The organism is Aestuariivirga sp., from assembly GCF_047602625.1.
In the GTDB taxonomy this organism is placed as follows: Bacteria; Pseudomonadota; Alphaproteobacteria; order Rhizobiales; family Aestuariivirgaceae; genus Aestuariivirga.
In genome coordinates this window covers 787934-809290 of sequence record NZ_JASGGV010000002.1, presented here as the reverse complement: position 1 = coordinate 809290, position 21357 = coordinate 787934, and the positions used below count along the sequence as shown (strand labels likewise).

Sequence of the window (21357 nt, the reverse complement as noted above, 5' to 3'; positions counted from 1 at the left end):
TCTGATCATTTCTTTCAAGGAGGCCCATGATGGCTCCCCGCGTACTCGTTTCCGACAAGCTCTCCGAAACCGCCGTACAGATTTTCCGCGACCGTGGCGTGGACGTCGATTACCAGCCCGATCTCGGCAAGGACAAGGATGCGCTGCTGGCCGCCATCCCGAACTATGATGGCCTGGCGATCCGCTCGGCCAGCAAGGTGACGCCGAAGATCATCGCTGCCGCATCGAAACTGAAAGTGATCGGCCGCGCCGGAATCGGCGTCGACAATGTGGATATTCCCGCCTCCACGGCGCGCGGCATCGTGGTGATGAACACGCCTTTCGGCAACGCCATTACAACTGCCGAACATGCGATCTCGATGATGATGGCGCTAGCGCGGCAAATCCCCGAAGCCAACGCCTCCACCCATGCGGGCAAGTGGGAGAAAAACCGCTTCATGGGTGTGGAACTGTTCAACAAGACGCTGGGCGTGATCGGCTGCGGGAACATCGGCTCCATCGTGGCGGACCGCGGGCTCGGCCTTAAAATGAAGGTGATCGCCTTCGATCCCTTCCTTTCGCCCGAGCGTGCCATCGAGATTGGCGTGGAAAAAGTTGAACTGGACGAGATTTTCCGCCGCTCCGATTTCATCACGCTGCATACGCCGCTGACCGACAAGACGCGCGGCATCATCGACGCGGCGGCGCTGGCAAAATGCCGGAAAGGTGTTCGCATCATCAATTGCGCGCGCGGCGGGCTTGTGGCCGAGGATGCACTTTATGATGCGCTGAAATCCGGGCACGTTGCCGGTGCGGCGCTTGATGTGTTCGAAGTGGAGCCGGCGACCAGCCACAAGCTGTTCGAGCTTGAGAATGTCGTCGCCACGCCGCATCTCGGCGCGTCAACCGGTGAGGCGCAGGAGAACGTGGCGCTGCAGGTGGCGGAGCAAATGTCGGACTATCTCTTGACCGGCGCTGTCTCGAATGCGCTCAACATGCCGTCCATCACTGCGGATGAAGCGCCGCGCCTCAAGCCTTTCGTGGCGCTGGCGGAGAAGCTGGGGTCCTTCGCAGGCCAGCTCACCGATACGCCGATCAAGGGCGTGGTGATCGAATATGCGGGCGAGGTGGGCGAGATGAACACCCGCGCGCTTACCTCCGCCGCGTTATCGGGCGTGCTGCAGCCGATGCTTGGCACCGTCAACATGGTGTCGGCGCCAGTTGTCGCGAAAGAGCGCGGCATCAAGGTGGATGAGGTGCGGCAGAGCCAGCGCGGTGCTTACGAGACCTATATCCGCCTGACTGTGAAAGCCGAGGGGTTGGAGCGTTCAGTGGCCGGCACCACCTTCTCGGATGGCAAGCCGCGCATCATCCAGATCAAGGGCATCGATTTCGAAGCCGATTTCGGCCACGACATGCTCTATGTGACCAATCTCGACAAGCCGGGCTTTGTGGGTTCGCTGGGCATGCTGCTGGGCAATTCCGGCATCAACATCGCTACCTTCAACATGGGCCGCAAGGCGCAAGGCGATGAGGCGATCTGCATCGTGCAGCTTGACGAGCCGCTGCCGGACAACGTGCTCGAAAAGGTGCGCGGCCTCACCCATGTGAAACAGGCGAAGCCGCTGAAGTTCTGAAGCAGAAGCATTTCAGGCGGCGGCCCGGTTCACGGCAGGACGCGCGAAGGGCTCGTTCCAATCCGTCTGGCGCGACCATCGCTCCCACGCTAAGATCGCCGATCATCAGGAGCGCGGCGATGGACGGCACGGAGCAGCAATCCGGTATCTGGGAAGAGAGTTCTTGAGGTGATCAAGGCCAATGGCTGGATGGCGCTCGTCTATGCGCTGGTCATCACCGGCTTCGCGCTGCTGTCGGAACTCTGGAAGGGCAGCAGCGGCTCGGGCGTGGCGCAATTGTTCGCCGCCGTCTATCTCGCCATCCCCGCCCATCTCACGGTCTTGCGCAACATCAGTGGCAAGCAGGCGATGGAAGTGCTGGGCAAACGCTCGTCAGGAACCGGCAACATCATGAGTCCGTTTCTCTGGCGCGCCTTCGGCATGAGCTTGTTATCGATTCTGATCGCGGCCCCCTTTTTCATTATCGCCCTGATGTTTGGCGCACCGGAATATGTGGCCTACGGATGCGGCGGCATTGGCCTTCTCGCCGGATCGGTCTTCGCCTTCGCCAAATGGGGCACCATGTTTCCGGCCATCGTCGCGGGCGATAATCCCTCAATGGCCGCCGCCTCCGGACGCGGCAAACAGATTTTCGGTTACGCCGCGCCCCGCCTGCTGCTTTGCTTTGGATTGCTCTCGGTGTTGATTTTCATCATTGCTTATACGGGCGCGCTTCTGTCAGATGGCAAAGGCGAATTTTTTTGCGCTGATGGGCGTTTTAATTTCATTTTCTTGATTGGCATGTTTCTCGCCGGCCTCATCAACGCCTATCAGGTGGTGACGACGGCGGTGATCCTGTCGCGCGCCTATCTCAAGGCAGGCGGCTCTGTGGCCGCCATCGCATGAAAAAAGGCGGCGGCCCTGCAGCCACCGCCTTTCCATTCCGGTGTAATTTTACTTAGTGCAGGCTCACCACCTTGGGGTCAACGGGTTCGCCGCCCACCGCCAGGCCATTGAAGGTCAGCACGCCGCCCTTGGTGTCGATCTCCACAGTCTCGCCGTCCTTGATGCGGCCGGCGAGGATTTCCTCGGCCAGCGGATCCTGCACGTTCTTCTGGATCACGCGCTTCAAGGGCCTCGCGCCATAGGCGGGATCATAGCCCTTCTCGGCCAGCCAGTTGCGCGCCGCGTCGGAGACGCTGATCTCGATCTTGCGGTCGGCCAAGAGCTTCCTGAGGCGTCCCAGCTGGATGTCGACGATCGAGCCCATGTTGGCGCGCTTGAGCCTGTGGAACAGCACGATCTCGTCGAGGCGGTTCAGGAACTCGGGGCGGAAATGCCCGCGCACCACCTTCATCACCTCATCCTCGACCTCGTCCACATCCTGCGTCTCGCCGAGGTTCACGAGATATTCGGAGCCTAAGTTCGACGTCATGATGATCAGCGTGTTCTTGAAGTCCACGGTGCGGCCCTGGCCATCGGTCAGGCGGCCGTCATCCAGCACCTGCAAAAGCACGTTGAAGACATCGGGGTGCGCCTTCTCGATCTCGTCGAACAGCACGACCTGATAGGGTCTGCGCCGCACGGCTTCGGTCAGCGCACCGCCCTCATCATAGCCGACATAGCCCGGAGGGGCGCCGATCAGCCGCGAGACGGAGTGCTTCTCCATATATTCCGACATGTCGAGGCGAACCATGGCGTGCTCGTCATCGAAGAGATAGCTCGCCAGCGCCTTGGTTAGTTCGGTCTTGCCGACGCCCGTCGGCCCTAAGAACATGAACGAGCCGATGGGCCGGTTCGGGTCCTGAAGGCCCGCGCGCGCACGGCGCACGGCGGTTGAAACGGCCAGCACGGCGGGCGACTGGCCGACGACGCGCTTCGCCAGTTCCTTCTCCATCTGGAGAAGTTTCTCGCGCTCGCCTTCCAGCATCTTGTCGACGGGAATGCCGGTCCAGCGCGAGACGACCTGGGCCACGTGCGAATCGGTCACCGCCTCCTCGAGCATGCGCGAGTTGCCGGCCTCCTCCGCCTCCTTGAGCCTCTTCTCAAGCCCCGGGATGGTGGAATAGGTGAGTTCACCGGCCTTGGCGAAATCGCCCTTCCGCTGCGCCTGGTCGAGCTGCAGCTTCGCCTTCTCCAATTCCTCCTTCACCTTGGAGGCGGATGCGAGCTTTTCCTTCTCATCCTGCCAGCGCCTCGTAAGCGTTGCGGATTTCTCCTCCACGTCGGCCAGCTCTTTCTCAAGCTTGCCGAGGCGGTCCTTGGACGCGCTATCGGTTTCCTTCTTCAGCGCCTCGCGCTCGATCTGGAGCTGCATCACGCGGCGGTCCAGTTCGTCGAGCTCCTCGGGCTTCGAATCGACCTGCATGCGCAGGCGCGAGGCCGCCTCGTCCATCAGGTCGATGGCCTTGTCGGGCAGGAAGCGGTCGGAGATATAGCGGTTGGAGAGCACCGCCGCGGCGACGAGCGCCGAATCGGTGATCCTCACGCCATGGTGAAGCTCATACTTCTCCTTGATGCCGCGCAGGATCGAGATCGAATCCTCAACCGTGGGCTCGGGCACGAAGATGGGCTGGAAGCGCCGCGCCAGCGCCGCGTCCTTCTCCACATGCTTCCTGTATTCATCAAGGGTCGTTGCGCCCACGCAGTGCAGTTCGCCGCGCGCCAAGGCGGGCTTCAGCAGGTTGGAGGCGTCCATGGCGCCATCGGCCTTGCCGGCGCCGATCAGCGTGTGCATCTCGTCGATGAACAGGATGACGCCGCCCTCGGCACTCGTCACTTCCGAGAGCACCGCCTTCAGGCGCTCCTCGAACTCGCCGCGATATTTCGCACCGGCGATCAGCGCGCCCATATCGAGGGCCAGAAGCTTCTTGTCCTTCAGGCTCTCGGGCACGTCGCCCTTGACGATGCGCAGCGCCAGGCCTTCGGCAATGGCCGTCTTGCCCACGCCCGGTTCGCCGATCAGCACCGGATTGTTCTTGGTACGCCGCGACAGCACCTGGATGGTGCGGCGGATTTCCTCGTCGCGGCCGATCACCGGATCGAGCTTGCCCTCGCGCGCCGCTTCCGTCAGGTCGCGGGCATATTTCTTCAGTGCGTCATAGCCCTGCTCGGCCGACGCCGTATCGGCGGTGCGGCCCTTGCGGATGGCATTGATCGCCTCGTTCAGCCCCTGCGCCGTAACACCCCCCGCCTTCAGCGCCTTTGCGGCTTCCGAAGGTTCGATGGCCAGCGCCTGCAACAGGCGCTCGGCGGTCACATAGCTGTCCTTGGTCTTCTCGGCCATCTTCTCGGCCGCCTCGAAGACGCGGGCCAATTCCGGCGACAGGTACACCTGCCCGGCACCGCCGCCCGACACTTTCGGCAATTTCTTGAGCGCCGCCTCGACATCCCTCAGCGCCACGCGCGAATCGCCGCCTGCCGCCTTGATCAAGCCAGCGGCGAGGCCCTCCTCGTCGTCGAGCAAAACCTTCAACAGATGTTCGGGGGTGAAACGCTGATGCCCTTCACGAAGGGCGAGGGACTGGGCGGACTGGATAAAGCCGCGCGACCGCTCGGTATATTTCTCGAGATCCATGTATTTACTCCTCCTGCGCGCTTTCGGAATCCCATGCGGGCCTTCCCAAAACGCCTCTCAACGCCTGATTGACCTTACCCGTTCCTCCTGGACCCTCAAAGGCATCCGGACCGGCCAAGGCCTCGCGTTGAAAAGGATATGGGAATGCGGAGAAGGGAACACAAGGCGGAGTCCTCGCCCCGATTTATCGGGGAGAGGAAAGGGGCCTATCGCAACGCGATGGGATAGGAGAGGGGCCAACGGATGTTCTCACAACGCCCGGGTGCCCCTCATCTCCCCCATCGCTTACGCGATGGGTCCCCTTCTTCTCCCCGCTGACGCTGGGCGAAGACGAGAAAGAATCAATCCGCCGCCGTCTCGGGTGCGGGTGTCTCGGCCGGAGCTTTTTCCTTGCGGGTGCGGCGGGGCTTCTTTTCCTCGGCCGGGGCTTCGCTCACGGCTTCCGCAACGGGTGCGGCTTCAGCGACCGGCAAGGGCGCGGGGCGGCGGAGGAAGGACGGGGCCTCCCACTGGGTGTCGGGCTGCTCGTCGCGCTGCGCCACCGGGGCCGGGGCCTGCTCGCGCGGCTGCTCGTCCATCCGCGGCTGGGCCTGGTTGCCGCGATTGTCGTCCTGGAAATTCTGCTGCTCGCCGCGGCGGTCCTGCCAGCGGTTGCGGTTCCTGTCGCGGTTGCTGTTGTAGCTCCGCTCGCCCTGCTGCTCGCCGTTGCGGTCATTGCGGTTATAGGTGTCGTTGCGCTGGTAGCGGTCCTCGCGCGGGCGGAAATTCTGCTGCCTGGGCTCGCCCTCATAGGGCTGCTCGCCATCGGGCTGCGGCTGCTCAGGCCCCCGCGCCTCTGCCTGGCCCTCCTGCACCGGCTGGCCGTCGCCCTCCTCGTCGTCCATGTCGTCGGGGCGGCGATACTGCTGCGGCTGCATCTGCTGCTGATAGGCCTGCGCCGCCGCGACGATCCTGAGATAATGCTCGGCATACTGGAAATAGCTCTCCGCCATCACGCTGTCGCCCGAGGACTGGGCATCGCGGCCAAGCTGGAGATATTTGTCGGCCACCGTCTGGGCGGTGCCGCGCACCTTTACGTCCGGGCCGTTGCTGTCATAGACCCTCGTCAGCGGATTGCCGTTGTTGTTATTATTGCCGCCGCCGCCGCCGCCGCTCCGGTGGCGGTTGCGGTTGCGCTTGTTGTTGTTGTGCTGGTTGGGTCTCATATGCTGTCCATCTGAAGGGGCTGCCGGAGCGCGTGCCAAAGGCGCCGCAGACTGGTCTGCGGTTGCACGAAGGGACTCAAGCCGTGAGCCGTTTCAATCAATTACCCGTTGGTTCCGATCGCCATCTTCCACCACCGGCCTGAACCCAAAGGGCCAAGCCGACCCTGAACTGCGCCGGGCCTGAAATGGGCTTTCTGCCATCACGGCAAGCCCGGCGCCCCGGCGCCATCGCAAAGGGTGGAAGGAAATCTCTGCCCCCGTATCTAGCGGAGCGGCGGCTGATTTCCAACGCTTATTTTGGGAGGCTGTGCACAGGGTTGATAAATGGCGCATATCTGGTGGAAGCATCAAGACGTGCTTCGCCCTACGGCCCGTTTTCCGCCCGATGTGTACTCACCAGTGCCTTCGTCTACATTTTTGAAGGGTCAATGCCGTTGATCGTGACGCCCGCAGGCAGCTTGGACTCGATTTTCCAGGTCAGCAAATCTCCCTCTGGCTTTGCCATGCCCTTGGCGGCGATCAGCATGGCGACTCCTTGCTGAAGCCCCATCTCGGGGGGTGCCGATTGAATGGCCTGCATCAAAGCGTCAAAGCCCTTCAGCTTGACCAAAGCAGAACCCATTGGCGGTGACATGGGACCAGCGGTCATGCTGCCATCCGCCGAAAGCACGGCGGCATCGCTGGTGATGTCGCTGGGGCCGAGGGTTACTGTCACTGTGCCCTTGGGCAGAAGCGCTTGCAGAAGCGGCTGCTGAAGATCGGGTGAGAGCGGCTTGTCTTTCGTGAGGTCCATCTTGTCGATAATCATGCGCGCGGGCGCTTCGAGATTGAAGTCCGTGACCTTTGCATCGATCGTAAAGGATTTCGGCGTGATGGAGGTTGCAAAGGGCGGCACGATACCGGGGGGGAGCTGCAGGCCCGAGAAACTCAGCTTCTCGCGCAGCAGGCCCTCGGCAACGATGCCGTTCATGTCAACGTCCGCTTTGATTTCGGCGAAGGACACCGGGCCGATTGGGGTTGCCACATTCACATTGCTGACCGTGGCATTGCCCGTCAGTGAGGTGAAGATGGGCATCGCTGCCGTTAGGAGCGGTTTCAATTCGGCCTGATTTGCTTTCATTGCCTCGGGATCAGGATGCGCTACGGCCCAGGCAAGCAAGTCCAGCATCGGCTTGGTCAACAGGCCCTTGCCTGCCGTCACCTGAGTTGCACTGTCAGCTGTGATCTTGACATCAGCAGGCGGCATGCCTTCCTGCGGCGGGATACTGATCGTTTCGGTGATGCCGCTCGCGGTGTATTTTGAATCGACGTCAACCCCCGCAGCACCCGCCACAGATGTGGCTTCGGCGTGAAGTGTCTTGATCTCATAGGCAACATGGCCCGGCGGCTTTCCCGGCTCGGTGACCGTTTGCTGCATCGTCAAGCCGGAGGTATCGGATGTCGAGGATATGAAAGCCTGCAAGGCCTCATCATAGATGCCCGAGCCTTTCATTTTTTCCGCCTTCACGGCGAGTTGAAAGGCGCCGGGAACATCCATATTGAAGTTGAACGGCTGGTCCTGTTCCACCAGCCACTTCCCACCGCCCTGATCGGTCAGCTTCATGTTCATCGGAGAAATTTCGATCTTTCCGTCTTTCTGCGGAATTTTCGAGATCAGCGGGCCGACATCCAATTTCACCGCGTAAGCGTCGCCTGATGGCATTACCGACACCACGCCGGGCGTTTTGCCGAGATAAGACTGGAACACATCCGTCAGATGTTTCGCGCCATCGGGGGTTGCCTCTGCGGCCAAGGCGAGCGGGCTCGATGAGGCGAGAAGCAGGCAGGCAAGGGCGGCGCGCAGGTTCATGGGGAGACCTCTTTCTGGTTGAGGGCGGAGGCAAGCATTGCGGGCGCGCCCGGTCAATAGTTTCGGCGCAGTTCGGCCCTGAATTTGCCGTGACACGGTTTCTCTATTGGGTGGGGCCGGGGGGCATAACCGGAGGAACCATCCATGCGTTTGCGTCTCGCCGTGGTGCTGCTGGCAGCCACCGCCATCAATCCCGCTTTTGCCGGGGATATCGCCGCCAATTCCCATATCGATGCCGTGACTATCTATCCGTTCGGCGCGGAGGTTGAACGGGTAGCAGATGCCACCCTTTCGGCTGGAGAAACGACGCTGATTTTCGATGGGTTGCCCGGCGAACTCGATCCGGCCACCTTGCGGGTCGAGGGCGTAGGCGGCGCGGGGATCGAGATCGGCTCGGTCGATTCGAAGCTCGTGGCCGTGCCTTCGACCGCGACAGAGGCGGACCGCAAGGCCGTTGAAGATAAGATCGAGGCGCTTCGTGATGAGCGCGGCCGGCTGGATCAAGTCATTACCGACGCTGAATATCAGAGGACGCTGCTGCAACAATTGGCCGGCAATGCCTTCGCCCCGCCGTCGAAGCCCGCCGATGCGCGGCCCTTCAACCCACAGGACCTCACAAATCTCGTCGACCTTGTGGGAGGCAAGCTGCAGGACGTGTCAAAGTTGACGTTTGAGTCAAAAATCCGCCAGCGGTCGATCGACAAGCAGATCGCCGATGTTCAGGCCCAGCTTGACCAGATGGCGCCGCGCGACGAGCAGCGTTTTCGGGTAAGCGTGCACCTGGCGTCTTCTGCCACTGCCTCCGGCTCGTTCCATCTCAAATACCGGATCGCCAATGCACGGTGGCAGCCTGTCTATGACGCCCGCCTTACATCGCCAGCCATGGATGGCAAGGCGCGGATCGATCTGGTGCAGCGCGCCGAGGTGATGCAGTCGACAACCGAAAGCTGGGACGGGGTGAAGCTCACTCTCTCGACCGCACGGCCGCTGGGAGCCACCACCGCTCCCGATCTCAACCCATATGCGATCATTGCCTATGGCGGCGGCGATGCCGAAAGCAGCACGGCAGCCCGCGACGTGGCCGGCATGCTGGCCAAAAAATCAGCGGCCCCCGTGGCGTCTCCACCCTCGCTTTCTGAGAGCGGCGGGGAAGCCGATGCCCCGGCGCCCGAACAGCAAGCGATTGCCGGGATGGCAGGTTTTCAGGCGCTCTATGCCATTCCCGGTGCGGTGACGGTTGATAACACCGGCACGGCCAAGGCGGTGCAGATCGGCAAGGTCACCCTGGACGCTGCGCTTTCTGCCAAAGCCGTGCCGAAGCTCGATCCATCCGCCTATCTCACCGCCAGTTTCACGCTTGGCGGCGATACGCCATTGCTGCCGGGGCAGGTGATGCTTTATCGCGATGGCGTGTTCATGGGGCAGGGCGTGTTGCCGCTGCTGGCGCCGGGCGAAGACACGAAACTCGGTTTCGGCGTGGATGACCTGATCAAGGTGAAGCGCGCCGAGGTGAAGCGCCTGGCTGGGGAGGAGGGGTTCCTCACCACCTCCAACGTTGAAACGCGGGCCTATGACATCACGGTCAAGAATCTCCATGACTTCGCCGTGCCGGTGACGATCCTCGACCAGATGCCGTTCTCGACGGATGAAAAGGTGACCGTGGACATTCTCCCGGGCATGACGCCCGCCAGCGAAACAGATTTCGAAAAGAAGCGTGGCGTTCTTGCCTGGAACATCGCCCTGCCGCCCACGGGCGAGGACACCGTGAAGCACGGCTTCAAGGTGACGTGGCCCAAGGAGGCCACCATGTCGCCGCTTGTGAACTAATTCCACGCTGCGTTTGCAGCGCCGGATCGAACCGTGTATGGACTGCCAACGGCTTCGGGGCTTTGCGGCTCCGGAGCCGTTTTCCTGTTCGAGAGGGATCGGCGATGGCGAATGTGGCAGTGGTCGGCGCCCAGTGGGGCGACGAAGGCAAGGGCAAGCTGGTGGACTGGCTGTCGGAGCGCGCCGATGTGGTGGTGCGCTTCCAGGGCGGACACAATGCCGGCCACACGCTGGTGATCGACGGCGTCACCTACAAGCTTTCGCTTCTGCCATCGGGCATTGTCAGGCCGGGCAAGCTGTCGGTGATCGGCAATGGCGTGGTGATCGATCCTTGGGCGCTGATTGCCGAGATCGACAAGCTGTCATCACAGGGCGTGACCATTTCGCGCGAAAACCTGCGCATCGCCGGCAATGCCACGCTGATTCTGCCGCTGCACCGCGAGCTTGACCAGTTGCGCGAGGCGGCCGCGGGATCGAACAAGATCGGCACCACGGGGCGCGGCATTGGCCCTGCCTATGAAGACAAGGTAGGCCGCCGCTCCATCCGCGTGAACGATCTGAATGACATCTCAACGCTTGGCCCCAAGATCGAGCGGCTGCTGGCGCATCACAATGCGCTGCGGCGCGGCCTTGCACAGCCGGAAGTGAAAGCCAGCGATCTGCTTGAACAGCTTGCCGAAGTGGCGCCCAAGGTGCTGCTCTATTCCGATGCCGTGTGGTCGCTACTGGACGACATGAAGCGCGAGGGCAAGCGCATCCTGTTTGAGGGCGCACAGGGGATATTGCTTGATATCGACCATGGCACCTATCCCTATGTGACGTCATCCAACACGGTGGCGGGACAGGCGGCCTCTGGCTCGGGACTTGGGCCTTCCTCGATCGGCTATGTGCTGGGAATTGCCAAGGCCTATACGACGCGCGTGGGTTCTGGTCCGTTTCCCACTGAACAGGACAATGAGGTGGGCGAATATATCGGCCAGCGCGGACGGGAGTTCGGCACCGTCACAGGCCGCAAGCGGCGCTGCGGCTGGTTTGACGCGGTGCTGGTGCGGCAAGCCATCAAGACTTCCGGCATCCACGGCATCGCACTGACCAAGCTCGACGTGCTGGATGGGCTCAAGGAAATCAAGGTGGGCGTTGGCTATATGCTCGACGGCAAGCGCATGGACCGCTTTCCGGCGGCGGAAGAGGCGCAGAAGCGCGTCGTTCCCATTTATGAAAGCTTCGAGGGCTGGGACGATACGACGGCGGGCGCGCGCTCCTGGGCACAGCTTCCCGCGCAGGCTATCAAATATGTAAAGTATCTCGAAGAGCTGATCGAATGCCCGGTGGCTTTGCTTTCCACATCGCCCGAGCGTGACGATACAATTCTCATGCGGGATCCGTTCGAGGATTGACGCCTGTCAGGCGGCGATCCAGCGGGAAGGATTGCTGGTTGGCGATCGCGAGCTGGCTGATTTCCGGGTGAACCGGGTTGATCAGCATATTCCAGGCCTCAGGCAGGATGACGGATGGCACGCGTAGCAGCAGGCTTGAGCGCGCCGCCAGCCATGCATCGCCAAGCCTGCGTGTGAAAGCCTCATCGCTGCTCCAGCCCGGGCGAAGCAGATCCTCAGAGATCGTCTGTATGCTGATCGTTTCGGGTGCCTCAATGGTGATGAGCTGGCATTGATCGGGCAGCAGGTCGCGGTCGAGATGCACGAGAATTTCGACAAGCGCGCCGGTGGGGTGTTCCGCCGCATAGATGATGGGCCGCCCGCGGCTATGCCAGCGGCCTGCGGCGCGCCTGCCGCCCTCGCCGCTGAGATCGGCATGGTTCGAGATGCGCCAGAGCTTCATGGGCAGATGTCAGGCGAAGATGCCGTGATCGATCTGGGCCAGCAGTTCTTCAACCGCCTTCGCGCCGGTTTCCGTTTTCAGCAGTTCGATGGGTGCGCGTCCGGCCAGCGCCGTGGTGGGCCGCCTCAGCCAGCGGCCGGATTTTTCGGGATTTCCGAAAACCCGCTCGGCTTCCACCGTGATGCGCGCCACACGCAGCGCCTTGTCGGATTCATCGACGGTGAGATTTTTCTTTCCCGCCGTGCGGCGCGCCAGCGTGCGCTTGGGAATGATGAGATCGTTGAGTTCGGCCACACTGTAGAATTGCTGGAGCACCTTAAACTGGGCCGGCTTCATCTCGACAGGGGCACCGTTCAGCGCATGTTGCAAGGCATCCTGCAGTATGCCGTCCAGCCGTTCGACTGCGTCCAAGGGTTGCGCGGACTGTTCGGCGAAGCCCGCATACTCCTGTTCTGGTGCGACAGGCAATTTGATATCACTTTTCATTTTGTGCCACTTTGTATATTTCTCGAGCAATATGGCACCGATTGGGTCAAAAGTCCAGCCCCACCGGAAACCGACGGGGCTGGAGAATTCAGTGGCAGGTAATGAAGGTAAACCCGTCGCAGAAGGGCCCGTTGCAGACCTGGCCTGTGCCCATCACCTTGGTCGAGGTGAAATTGCCGATGTCCTGGGCCTCACCGAACGACATAGCGCTGCTGAACCCACGATACTGGCAATAGGCATTGGCTGCCGGGGCGCCACACTGGTTGCCCCAGACAAAACACCAGTCCAGGCGCATGCCCTGGTATTTGGGGTCTGTGAAGGTTTGCTGCGCGGGCGGGCCACCGCCGCCCGAATCGCCCGTGCAGGAGGCGAGCTGGTTGACGCGCGCCTGGGTTTCCGCATCGGCCACAGCGGGCGGCACCCCAAGGCACCACGCGAAATGCGCGTCATAATTCATCTGCCAGCGCGGACCATGGAAGCCGCAATCCATATTGATGTTTTTCTTCTGCTGTTTCACGGCTTTCTGGGCATAAAGGGCACAAAAGGCGGGATTGGCGCTCAAAGCGGGCTGAGCAAGCAGAGTTATTCCCACGCCAGCCAAGGCGGCTGCGCTGAAGAGCATTCGAAACATTGGTTCCTCCGAAGTCTGGCCCGCCTCTCAAGGCGATGCTACGCGAACGCCGGTCAAACGCAATGGGGCGTCAGCCTTGCGCCAAATCCTTTGCCGCGCTCACGGCCGACTTTGGTTGGCGGCGTGTCAATCCATTGGCGAAATTGCGCAGGATGATGGCGGCCAGATCGGTGACGCGCGCCGGCCGGTCCAGGAGGAAGCCCTGCGCCAGATCACAGCCCAGTTCGCGGAGCGTCGACATCTGCTTCGTGGTCTCGATGCCTTCGGCTGTTACCGAAAGCCCCAGACCATGGCCGAGCTTGATAATCGACCGCAGGATTCCGCGCGCGCTTGAGCTTTCATCGAGTGCGGAAATGAAGCTCCGGTCGATCTTCAATTTCGAGAACGGGAATTTCCAGAGATAGCTGAGGCTGGAGAAGCCAGTACCGAAGTCGTCGAGTGCCACTGCCACGCCCATGTCGCGCAGGGCGCGGAGCTGGTGAAGGACGAGCTCGGAATCCTTGAGCAGCGTTCCTTCAGTGATCTCAACTTCGAGACGATATGAGGGAAAGCGGCTCTGTTCCAGCGCCTGACGCACATCGCCAATGAGGGTGCCGGAATAGAACTGATATGGAGAAAGGTTCACGGCCACGATGATATGGGCGGGCCATTGCGAGGCAATCCGGCAGGCCTCCGACAGACACCAGCCGCCCATACGGTTGATGATTCCCATCTGTTCGGCAACAGGGATGAATTCGGCTGGTGAAATGTTTCCGAGCTCCGGATCGTGCAGGCGAAGCAACGCCTCAAAGCCGCTGAGTTCTCCCGTGCGAATGGCATAGACGGGCTGGAAATCAAGACGGAATGTTTCATTCGCGAGGGCTTCAGTCAGGGCGCGCTGGACGGCGCTCCGGCGGCGGGCGGTTTGGGCAATGTCCGGGTTGAAGAACCCGTAACCCGGTGTTTCCTGTTCTTCTGCCGCTTGCAAGGCGAGTTCACCGCTCCGCAGCAGTTCGGCGGCCGTATGCCCGTCGGACGCCGACAGGGCGATGCCTGCATAGACCGGCGCTGTGACAGGGCTGCCCAGTGATTGCTGCGCTTCGCCGATTTTCACCGTCAGATCACGTGCGGAGACTCAGAACGGTCATGGGATCGTTCACCTCTTTCAAGAACAGGGCAAAGCGTCCCTGTCCGAGATAGGCGGCATAACTTTCAGCAGGCTGAAGGACGTGCAAAATCCGGGATGCGTTCAGCACAACACTGTCGGAATCAAGCCGCCCGTTGGCGCTGAGCTCCGCAATTTCACAAACGACCAGGGCGCACTGGCTTCTGGCGGCTTCGGAGGCTGCAAAAGTCTTTTCAATATGATCCAGCATGCTGGACATATTGGGAAGACCGGTCAGCTGGTCGTGGGCGGAAAAGGTTTCGATCTGCTTCTCAACAAAAGCACGCTGACGGGCGCGGTACCAAAAGCCGAAGCCCGATGCGATCATCAGCAAACATCCAACGCCCAGTGAAATATGGAGCGCCATGTCGAAGAATAGGGCTTCGCGGGTGGTCTGATCGATATTGGCGGCCAGCCAACCCGTGACTTTTCCATCATTGGCTGTGATCGGGATAATGCTGATCGCGTAATAGGCCGGTTCTTCGGGCCGAACGCCAGTGTGAACGAATGTTTCAGGTTCCCCTGATGCCAACGCATCCGCAACTGCGGTGTCGAGCTGATCCCGTGCGGGGCCGCGGTCGAGCGGGCGGTCGCGCGGGTCTGAGCGCAGCATGGCATTGCCAGCATTGTCATAGATGCGGAAGGAATAGAGCCGTCCAGCGTCACGCGCCTGGGCGATAAAGCGCAATGTCTGTTCCGATGGGGCCGAACCGTTGGCAACAGCGGAGATATCGCTGATGTTGCGCGAGAGGTATGCGGCCCAGCGTTCGGCTTCGAGACGGGCTTCATTTTCGAGAAGCTTCCCCGTTACCTTCTGCACAAAGGCGGCGCCAGCCACGCCAATCAGGAGGGTGAGCAGCAGAAATGCAGCTACTGGCAGATAGCGCCACCCCCTGAATTTTTCCAATGTGCCGGCCACCGGTCGTGCCTTGTTCACAAATTTCCCCAAATCAGAAGTTTAAAGCGCCGTTAGGGAAATAAGAGTAAATCTTCCTGTCCCGGGACTGGATTACGCTAGGTTTGGTTGATTTTTGATGACTATCAAGGAGGTGACATGACGCAAGGGCACTCGCGCCGCGGGTTCATATATTTCGGAGGTTGTGCTGCTGCATCATTTCTCGTTCCGCGGCTTGCAGAAGCAGGTACTTATCTGAGTTTTGCAAAGTCACTGGCGGCCAATCCGCCTGCGGGATCGCGCTACCGGCCCGACCTCGAGACGGAGTTGTTCGGACTCGCCAATGGCTATCGCGCCCAGAAAGGGAAGGGGCCGCTTACAGCCTCACAGGATTTCCTGATCCCCGCCCGGGCGCATGCCGCCGACATGATGCTGCATAATTTTATCGGGCACCGGGCGAGCACGGGACAAGACTTCGACAGCCGCATGCGGGCCTTTGTAGGTGATATAACGAAATACCCGTCAATGGCGGAAAACGCGGCCCACGATACGCTTGGCGGGCCGGCTGACCAGGCAAAAGGGCAACGGCTTTTCCAGCAATGGGTGAACAGCCCAGGCCACGCAAAGACCTTACGCAGCCTGGACTATTTCTTTGTATCGACCGGTGTCATCGAACGTCAGGGCAATATCTGGGCGGTGCAGATTTTCTGGGGGAAGCCCCGCGCGAAAGGCCTGTACGGGACGTGGGGATTACAGGGCGGGTGATGCCGAGATTTGCGCAGTGCGCGGCGCCAGAGCCTTCTGAGCCGCGTTTTTCACAGCTTTCTGTACCTTCTCGAAAGCCCTGACCTCGATCTGCCGGATGCGCTCGCGCGACACGCTGAACTCCTGCGACAGGTCTTCCAGCGTCGCGGGATCGTCCTGCAGCCTGCGGGCTTCGAACACCCGGCGCTCGCGGTCGGTGAGCTTGTCCAGCGCCTCGGTCAAAAGACCGTGGCGGAGGCTTGCTTCCTCGTTGTTGGCCAGCATCTGCTCCTGGTTGTCGCTTTCATCGACAAGCCAATCCTGCCATTCGCCTTCACCATCCTCGCGGACATGGGCATTGAGTGACGTATCGCCCGACAGGCGGCGGTTCATCGACACCACGTCTTCCTCGGTAACGCCGAGGCGATGGGCGATGGTCTTCACCTGATCGGGCCTGAGATCGCCGTCCTCCAGCGCCTGAATCTGGCTCTTCACCTTGCGCAGGTTGAAGAACAGCTTCTTCTGGTTGGCGGTGGTGCCCATTTTCACAAGCGACCATGAGCGAAGAACAAACTCCTGAATGGAGGCCTTGATCCACCACATGGCATAGGTCGCGAGTTCGAAACCCTTTGTCCGGCTCGAATTTCTTGACTGCCTGCATCAGGCCGACGTTGCCTTCGGAAATGACTTCGCCAATGGGAAGGCCATAGCCGCGGTAGCCCATGGCGATCTTCGCCACGAGGCGCAAATGGCTGGTGATGAGCTTGTGCGCGGCTTCGGCGTCGCCGTGCTCTTTCCAGCGTTTGCCCAACATGAATTCTTCTTCCGGCTGCAACATCGGGAATTGCCGGATTTCCTGCAGATAACGATTCAGCCCGCCTTCACCCGAAGCAAGCGCGGGAAGCGATGTGGTTTTTGCCATGTCTTATCCTCTCCCTGTCCTAGGGCACCTATATATGTGGGGATAACGCCGAAAATAAGACACTGGTTCGGTTACAGATAATCACGACCGCGTGAGGGGGATGCCAAAGCCGAAATGAGCTGGCTCAGATCATCTGGGGGGGCACTTTCAAAATGCAAGGGCTTATCCGTCCGGGGATGTTCAAATCCCAGCACCGCAGCATGAAGAGCCTGCCGGTTCAATGATTTAAGCGCCTCCTGCGCCAGCTTTGGCAATTTGTGCAGTCCAGTCTTGAAGCCGCCGCCATAGGTTCCGTCGCCCAGCAGGGGATGGCCGATATGCGCCATGTGCACGCGGATCTGGTGGGTGCGCCCGGTTTCCAACTCGCACCTGACCAAACTGGCAACTGGAGGATCGCCAAACCGCTCAAGCACCTCATAATGGGTTACCGCTTCCCGCGCGAGGGCAGAGCGAGACACGGCCATTTTCTGCCGGTTGGCGGAACTGCGGTCGATTGCGGCTGAAATGGTGCCCTGGTTCCGTTCTGGCGAACCCCAGACCACGGCGAGATAGGCGCGCTCAAGCCTGCCATCCCGTCCGTGGGCCGCAAATTGCTCCGAAAGCCCCTTATGGGCGGCGTCATTCTTGGCCACCACCAGAAGGCCGCTGGTGTCCTTATCGAGCCGGTGAACGATGCCTGGCCGCTTGACGCCGCCGATGCCGGAAAGGCTCTCACCGCAATGGGCGATCAGAGCGTTGACCAGCGTGCCGGTTTCATTGCCGGCACCGGGGTGGACGACCAAACCCGCGGGCTTATCGAGCACGATCAGGTCGGCATCCTCGTAAACGATGGCGAGCGGAATGTTTTCGGCTTGAGGGTCTGCCGGGGTGGCTTCCGGGATCATGACGGAGACGGCCGCTCCGCCTTTCAGTTTCAGGCGGCCCTCGGTTGCGACGCGGCCCTCGACACGCACAAGGCCTTCCGCAATAAGGCTCTGAAAGCGGGAACGGCTGATTTCGGGAAAAGCCTGGGCGAGAAAGCGGTCTAGCCGTTCGCCCGCGCTGGCGGTGGCTTCAAGGGTTCGGGAAGGTGAGGCGGACATGACGGAGACAGATAACCCTCAGACGGCCGGACTTCCGCCCGGCGCGCGCATGCTGTTGCGGGCCGTCTATATCATGGGCGTGATCCTCGTGCTGCTGGTTCTGGCGCTTATCATCGGCATTGTGTGGAAAGCCTCGCATGTCAGCGAGAAAGCCCCTACGCCAGCGGAAGCGGCGATCAACCTCGGGCTGCCAGCAGGCGAAAGTGTTTCTCAGGTGGCCCTGGATGGTGACAGGCTGGCGGTGACAACGTCAAACCAGATCATCATCGTCGATATACGCAAGAACCAGATCATCTCGCGCCTCAAGCTGAAGACGCCATGACGGCTTGCGCCGCCGGAACAGGCCCGCTATAGACGCGGGCCTCCGGCGCGGCTCCCTTCGTCTATCGGTTAGGACGGCAGCCTCTCACGTTGCAAAGGCGGGTTCGATTCCCGCAGGGAGCGCCAAAATTGAGCCTTTTCAATGGCTTACGTGCTGGTGTGGCAATCTCAAGCGTCATAGTATTTCAATGGCTTGCACAGAGCCCTGCCACACCTATTTGCAAACCAAATTTTCGTCGCGCTCGACTCCACTTCGGAGTGATGGGTTGTCTCGCCACACTGTCACGTGGGAGATTCCTGATGAGCCGCCACCCAGAAAAATTGCCACACCTAGAAAATTATATAGTTATATCAGTATGTTAAGAGAGAAATTTATTCCCAATGGATTCCGCAGGGAGCGCCACTTTGTGGGCGTTGAAAAGGCACCACGTTTTGCTTGATTCAACGCCATAGAAAATGGGCGGTGGTCATTTTGACCTAGTCAGCCGAACCAACTATATGCAAGTAAAATCCGGCAAGGCGGGCAAAGCTTGGCGCGCATCAATCGCTAGCTGGCTGGCTGGAGTGCCGCCGCCCGTAGCGAAAGGAGAACGGCCAAGGCGGCATCGGCGCGGATTCTGAGCTGCTGCATAAGCGTTTCCGGATCGGTGTCGAGAATGAGCGCCTGAAGATGCAATTGTCCGAGGGTAGCGCCAAGAAATATGTCGACGATCAGTTTCCGGGCGTCCTCTTGGGCATGTAGCGGAAACAGATCCACCGACTGCAGCCGCTCGGCCACCAGCGTCTGTGCCCGGTCGATGCACTCGCGATAAAAGAGATCGGCAAGTTCAGGTGATTTTCGCGCTTCCGATATCACAAGGCGTGTCAGAGTGACTTGCCGGCGCGACAGAATGAACGAGGCGAGGCCGAACAGAAGGCTTCGCAATTTTTCATGTGAACCTGCCGTGTTGTCGGCGTGCTCCAGCCAACCCTCGACTGAGTCGTAACTTTGGATCAAGGCGCGGAACAGCGCCGATTTGTCGGGAAAGAGCCGGTAGACTGACTTCTTGGCCATGCCGCAGGCCCGGGCGACCTCCTCCATGGTCGCATCGCCGTAGCCCATTGATGCGAAAACATTCTCCGCAGCCTTCAGGATCAGATCCATGCGCGCGGCTTTTTCCAAAACCGGAGGGCGGCCGGGGGGTGAGGGAGTGCTTTTCGGCATTTTTCGCCACTTTCCCATTGACAAATGGAAACGAATACGTTTCCTTTCCTTTTTAGGAAACGTATTCGTTTCTTATGCCTGTCAGCTGACGAAGGAAATACCCCATGGAAAAAGGCTCGACCCGGATGGGTATTGCGCTCGGCATACTGTGCGGCGTCGGCCCCATGGCGACGGACATGTATCTCGGTGCGATGCCCGGCATCGCCGCTTCGCTGAACGGTTCAGCCGCGGCAGTGCAACTCAGCGTCATGGCGTTCTTCCTGGGCTTCACGATTGGCCAGTTGTTCTACGGTCCGATTTCGGACCGGGTGGGGCGCAAGCCGATGATCTATCTGGCGCTGATGATTTTCACCGCCGCCTCGATCGGCTGCGCCTTCGCTGGCGATGCCTGGCAATTGCTGGCATGGCGGCTGCTGCAGGGCATTGGCGGCTCGATCGGCATGGTGATGGCCACCGCCGTGATCCGGGATCTCTACACAGGCATGCAGGCAACGGCGCTGATGTCGATTGTCGTGCTTGTCAATGGTGCCGCTCCAATCATCGCCCCGCTCATTGGAAGCATCCTGCTCGGAGCCGGGTCTTGGCGCTTGATTTTCGGGGCTCTCGCGATCCTCGGTCTTGGGGCTGCAGCAGTGACATGGATACTTCTCCCGGAAACGCGGATGCGGGAGCTGCGCGAGATCAGCAGGCCGCGCGAAGCGTTCAAATGGTACAGACATCTGCTGCTGCGCGCCGACTTCATTCCCTATGCCGGCACCCTCGCTCTCGCCCAAGGCGGTTTCTTTGCCTATATCGCGGGATCGTCGTTCATCTTCATCGATCTCTATGGTCTTTCGCCGCTTGCCTACTCGCTCGTCTTCAGCCTGAATGCGATCGGACTGGGGATAGGCTCGCAGATCGCTACGCGCCAGGTGCCTCACCACGGTCTGCGGGCGGTCGCCCGTGTCTCCACTGCAGTGTACGCAGCCGCCGCTCTGCTCCTGCTCGTCATCCAGATCGCGGGCGCCGGCGGGGTTATTCCGACATCGGTGCTGCTGTTCCTGATGGTTTCGTCGCTCGGCGGCATCATGCCGACCTGCAGCGTGCTTAGCGTCGAAGGTCACGGCGCCATCTCGGGCGTAGCGGCCGCGCTGATGGGAGCGCTGGGTTTCGGCGCGGGAGCGTTGACCAGCTTTTTGCTCGGCGCTTTCGAGAACGGAACCGCGACTCCGATGATCACGATCACGGCGATCTGCGCGGTTGCCGCCGCCATGACCAGCCATCTGACGTTTCCACGCATCAACGAGCAATCGCGAGCGGCCCTTCAAGGCCATTGAGATACACCCAACGACGGTTCGACGTTTTCGCATACCGGAAAATCTATGATAAAATCAGGAAAGGCATGGAATTTTGAAACATCCCTTCAATGAAACGAGACGCATGATCATAACTGCACTCGCCGCTTTGCCATTCGCACTGGCCACCAGCGAGTCTCAAGCGGAAGGACAAACAAAGCCCACGACAGCCGAGAAGACGGCAACCGTCAAGACCTATGTCGAATCCTTCAATAGGGGTGATGCCGAAGGCATGATTTCCCTCTTCGCCACAGATGGCAGCATCGAGGATCCCGCCGGGAGCCAGCCTCGAAAGGGGAGGCAGGCATTGGAGGAGTTTTACGCGTCCTCCTTCAAGGTTGGCGTGAAGATCGGACTCGATGGAGATATCCGCAGCAGCGGCGACTACGTCGCCTTTCCGCTATAGGTGAAGCTGGCGGAAAACGGCAAAGACATTGTCAACCATGTCATCGACACGCTCCGCTTCGACGAGGACGGCAAGATCAAGGAGATGCGGGCGTTCTGGGGACCGGAGAACATAACGCCAGCCGAGTAAAGAACCATCGTCAAAAGCCAGTGCTGGTGGTGAATCCACCACAGCCTCCTTACGGCACGTCATTTTCCGATGCCATGAACTGTGTCCAATAAACGGTTATGAAGCCGGCAGGCATCACGGACAGATTGCTGCCACAGACCAGGAGTGGCTCGGGCGGAATGATGGCG

19 protein-coding genes, 1 tRNA gene and 1 pseudogene are annotated in these 21357 nt (G+C 60.6%); 9 read left to right on the top strand and 12 right to left on the bottom strand.

The genetic code is table 11. From position 1 onward, the window contains the following. Window positions 1-29 precede the first annotated feature (29 nt). Together serA and QM694_RS08940 are read left to right on the top strand one after the other, a co-directional pair. Window positions 30-1616, top strand: a complete 1587-nt coding sequence (gene serA, locus QM694_RS08945) for a phosphoglycerate dehydrogenase (protein WP_415008597.1) — start codon at window positions 30-32, stop codon at window positions 1614-1616. Between the two features lie 168 nt (window positions 1617-1784). Further along, window positions 1785-2501 (top strand): hypothetical protein, encoded by a 717-nt coding sequence (locus tag QM694_RS08940; RefSeq protein ID WP_415006589.1) that lies wholly within the window; start codon window positions 1785-1787, stop codon window positions 2499-2501. Window positions 2502-2553: 52 nt separating this feature from the next. On the opposite strand, the gene clpB is transcribed toward QM694_RS08940, so the two are convergent. From clpB to QM694_RS08925, 3 genes are all read right to left on the bottom strand, one after another. Further along, complete coding sequence (clpB, locus tag QM694_RS08935; protein ID WP_415006588.1) at window positions 2554-5172, bottom strand: ATP-dependent chaperone ClpB; 2619 nt, start codon at window positions 5170-5172, stop codon at window positions 2554-2556. 341 nt (window positions 5173-5513) lie between these two features. Next, on the bottom strand, window positions 5514-6377 hold the full coding sequence (locus QM694_RS08930) for a DUF4167 domain-containing protein (RefSeq protein WP_415006587.1): 864 nt from the start codon (window positions 6375-6377) through the stop codon (window positions 5514-5516). 409 nt (window positions 6378-6786) lie between these two features. Further along, window positions 6787-8226 (bottom strand): hypothetical protein, encoded by a 1440-nt coding sequence (locus QM694_RS08925; RefSeq protein ID WP_415006586.1) that lies wholly within the window; start codon window positions 8224-8226, stop codon window positions 6787-6789. A 144-nt stretch (window positions 8227-8370) separates the two neighbouring features. Here QM694_RS08925 and QM694_RS08920 point away from each other — a divergent pair, with 144 nt between their 5' ends. After that, window positions 8371-10053: a mucoidy inhibitor MuiA family protein gene (locus tag QM694_RS08920; RefSeq protein WP_415006585.1), complete on the top strand. Its 1683-nt coding sequence runs from the start codon at window positions 8371-8373 to the stop codon at window positions 10051-10053. 104 nt (window positions 10054-10157) lie between these two features. Beyond that, the gene (locus tag QM694_RS08915) at window positions 10158-11450 is read left to right on the top strand and encodes an adenylosuccinate synthase (RefSeq protein WP_415006584.1); all 1293 of its coding nucleotides are present in this window, start codon (window positions 10158-10160) and stop codon (window positions 11448-11450) included. On the opposite strand, the gene QM694_RS08910 is transcribed toward QM694_RS08915, so the two are convergent. The 5 genes from QM694_RS08910 to QM694_RS08890 all read right to left on the bottom strand — a co-directional run bounded on the left by QM694_RS08910 (window position 11425) and on the right by QM694_RS08890 (window position 15090). Then, a complete protein-coding gene (locus QM694_RS08910; protein WP_415006583.1) occupies window positions 11425-11892 on the bottom strand; it encodes an RES family NAD+ phosphorylase in 468 nt (155 codons plus the stop codon). The genes QM694_RS08915 and QM694_RS08910 overlap by 26 nt on opposite strands. 9 nt (window positions 11893-11901) lie before the next feature. Continuing rightward, window positions 11902-12378 carry an antitoxin Xre/MbcA/ParS toxin-binding domain-containing protein gene (locus QM694_RS08905; RefSeq protein WP_415006582.1) on the bottom strand — a complete coding sequence of 159 codons (477 nt, stop codon included), beginning with the start codon at window positions 12376-12378 and terminating at the stop codon, window positions 11902-11904. Between the two features lie 88 nt (window positions 12379-12466). Next, window positions 12467-13000, bottom strand: a complete 534-nt coding sequence (locus tag QM694_RS08900; protein WP_415006581.1) for a hypothetical protein — start codon at window positions 12998-13000, stop codon at window positions 12467-12469. Between the two features lie 79 nt (window positions 13001-13079). Beyond that, on the bottom strand, window positions 13080-14102 hold the full coding sequence (locus QM694_RS08895; RefSeq protein WP_415006580.1) for a putative bifunctional diguanylate cyclase/phosphodiesterase: 1023 nt from the start codon (window positions 14100-14102) through the stop codon (window positions 13080-13082). Window positions 14103-14109: 7 nt separating this feature from the next. Next, entirely contained in the window at window positions 14110-15090 is a 981-nt protein-coding gene (locus tag QM694_RS08890) for a PAS domain-containing protein (RefSeq protein ID WP_415006579.1), read from the bottom strand. 117 nt (window positions 15091-15207) lie between these two features. On the opposite strand from QM694_RS08890, the gene QM694_RS08885 reads away from it, so the two are divergent. Continuing rightward, window positions 15208-15813 carry a CAP domain-containing protein gene (locus tag QM694_RS08885; RefSeq protein WP_415006578.1) on the top strand — a complete coding sequence of 202 codons (606 nt, stop codon included), beginning with the start codon at window positions 15208-15210 and terminating at the stop codon, window positions 15811-15813. Here the strand turns inward: QM694_RS08885 and rpoH are convergent. Continuing rightward, window positions 15799-16714 (bottom strand): annotated as a pseudogene (gene rpoH / locus QM694_RS08880) (RNA polymerase sigma factor RpoH). The gene QM694_RS08885 and the pseudogene rpoH overlap by 15 nt on opposite strands. 71 nt (window positions 16715-16785) lie before the next feature. Then, window positions 16786-17796 (bottom strand): RluA family pseudouridine synthase, encoded by a 1011-nt coding sequence (locus QM694_RS08875; RefSeq protein WP_415006577.1) that lies wholly within the window; start codon window positions 17794-17796, stop codon window positions 16786-16788. Here QM694_RS08875 and QM694_RS08870 point away from each other — a divergent pair. Continuing rightward, window positions 17795-18118, top strand: coding sequence for a DUF6476 family protein (locus tag QM694_RS08870; RefSeq protein ID WP_415006576.1), 324 nt, complete (start codon window positions 17795-17797; stop codon window positions 18116-18118). The genes QM694_RS08875 and QM694_RS08870 overlap by 2 nt on opposite strands. Window positions 18119-18168: 50 nt before the next feature. Continuing rightward, window positions 18169-18243 (top strand) — tRNA-Glu (locus tag QM694_RS08865). A 421-nt stretch (window positions 18244-18664) separates the two neighbouring features. Here QM694_RS08865 and QM694_RS08860 read toward each other — a convergent pair. Beyond that, on the bottom strand, window positions 18665-19261 hold the full coding sequence (locus QM694_RS08860) for a TetR/AcrR family transcriptional regulator (protein WP_415006575.1): 597 nt from the start codon (window positions 19259-19261) through the stop codon (window positions 18665-18667). A gap of 164 nt (window positions 19262-19425) precedes the next feature. Between QM694_RS08860 and QM694_RS08855 the strand changes: the two genes are divergently transcribed. After that, the gene (locus QM694_RS08855) at window positions 19426-20637 is read left to right on the top strand and encodes a multidrug effflux MFS transporter (protein ID WP_415006574.1); all 1212 of its coding nucleotides are present in this window, start codon (window positions 19426-19428) and stop codon (window positions 20635-20637) included. Window positions 20638-20740: 103 nt separating this feature from the next. Continuing rightward, window positions 20741-21061, top strand: a complete 321-nt coding sequence (locus QM694_RS08850; RefSeq protein ID WP_415006573.1) for a nuclear transport factor 2 family protein — start codon at window positions 20741-20743, stop codon at window positions 21059-21061. Here QM694_RS08850 and QM694_RS08845 read toward each other — a convergent pair. Then, entirely contained in the window at window positions 21056-21229 is a 174-nt protein-coding gene (locus tag QM694_RS08845) for a hypothetical protein (protein ID WP_415006572.1), read from the bottom strand. The genes QM694_RS08850 and QM694_RS08845 overlap by 6 nt on opposite strands. Window positions 21230-21357: the final 128 nt, after the last annotated feature.

Coding starts and splice junctions, on each gene's coding strand:
- serA (WP_415008597.1), top strand. CDS start 30: ATGGCTCCCCGCGTACTCGTTTCCGACAAGCTCTCCGAAACCGCCGTA.
- clpB (WP_415006588.1), bottom strand. CDS start 5,172: ATGGATCTCGAGAAATATACCGAGCGGTCGCGCGGCTTTATCCAGTCC.
- QM694_RS08930 (WP_415006587.1), bottom strand. CDS start 6,377: ATGAGACCCAACCAGCACAACAACAACAAGCGCAACCGCAACCGCCAC.
- QM694_RS08925 (WP_415006586.1), bottom strand. CDS start 8,226: ATGAACCTGCGCGCCGCCCTTGCCTGCCTGCTTCTCGCCTCATCGAGC.
- QM694_RS08920 (WP_415006585.1), top strand. CDS start 8,371: ATGCGTTTGCGTCTCGCCGTGGTGCTGCTGGCAGCCACCGCCATCAAT.
- QM694_RS08915 (WP_415006584.1), top strand. CDS start 10,158: ATGGCGAATGTGGCAGTGGTCGGCGCCCAGTGGGGCGACGAAGGCAAG.
- QM694_RS08910 (WP_415006583.1), bottom strand. CDS start 11,892: ATGAAGCTCTGGCGCATCTCGAACCATGCCGATCTCAGCGGCGAGGGC.
- QM694_RS08905 (WP_415006582.1), bottom strand. CDS start 12,378: ATGAAAAGTGATATCAAATTGCCTGTCGCACCAGAACAGGAGTATGCG.
- QM694_RS08900 (WP_415006581.1), bottom strand. CDS start 13,000: ATGCTCTTCAGCGCAGCCGCCTTGGCTGGCGTGGGAATAACTCTGCTT.
- QM694_RS08885 (WP_415006578.1), top strand. CDS start 15,208: ATGACGCAAGGGCACTCGCGCCGCGGGTTCATATATTTCGGAGGTTGT.
- QM694_RS08870 (WP_415006576.1), top strand. CDS start 17,795: ATGACGGAGACAGATAACCCTCAGACGGCCGGACTTCCGCCCGGCGCG.
- QM694_RS08875 (WP_415006577.1), bottom strand. CDS start 17,796: ATGTCCGCCTCACCTTCCCGAACCCTTGAAGCCACCGCCAGCGCGGGC.
- QM694_RS08860 (WP_415006575.1), bottom strand. CDS start 19,261: ATGGATCTGATCCTGAAGGCTGCGGAGAATGTTTTCGCATCAATGGGC.
- QM694_RS08855 (WP_415006574.1), top strand. CDS start 19,426: ATGGAAAAAGGCTCGACCCGGATGGGTATTGCGCTCGGCATACTGTGC.
- QM694_RS08850 (WP_415006573.1), top strand. CDS start 20,741: ATGATCATAACTGCACTCGCCGCTTTGCCATTCGCACTGGCCACCAGC.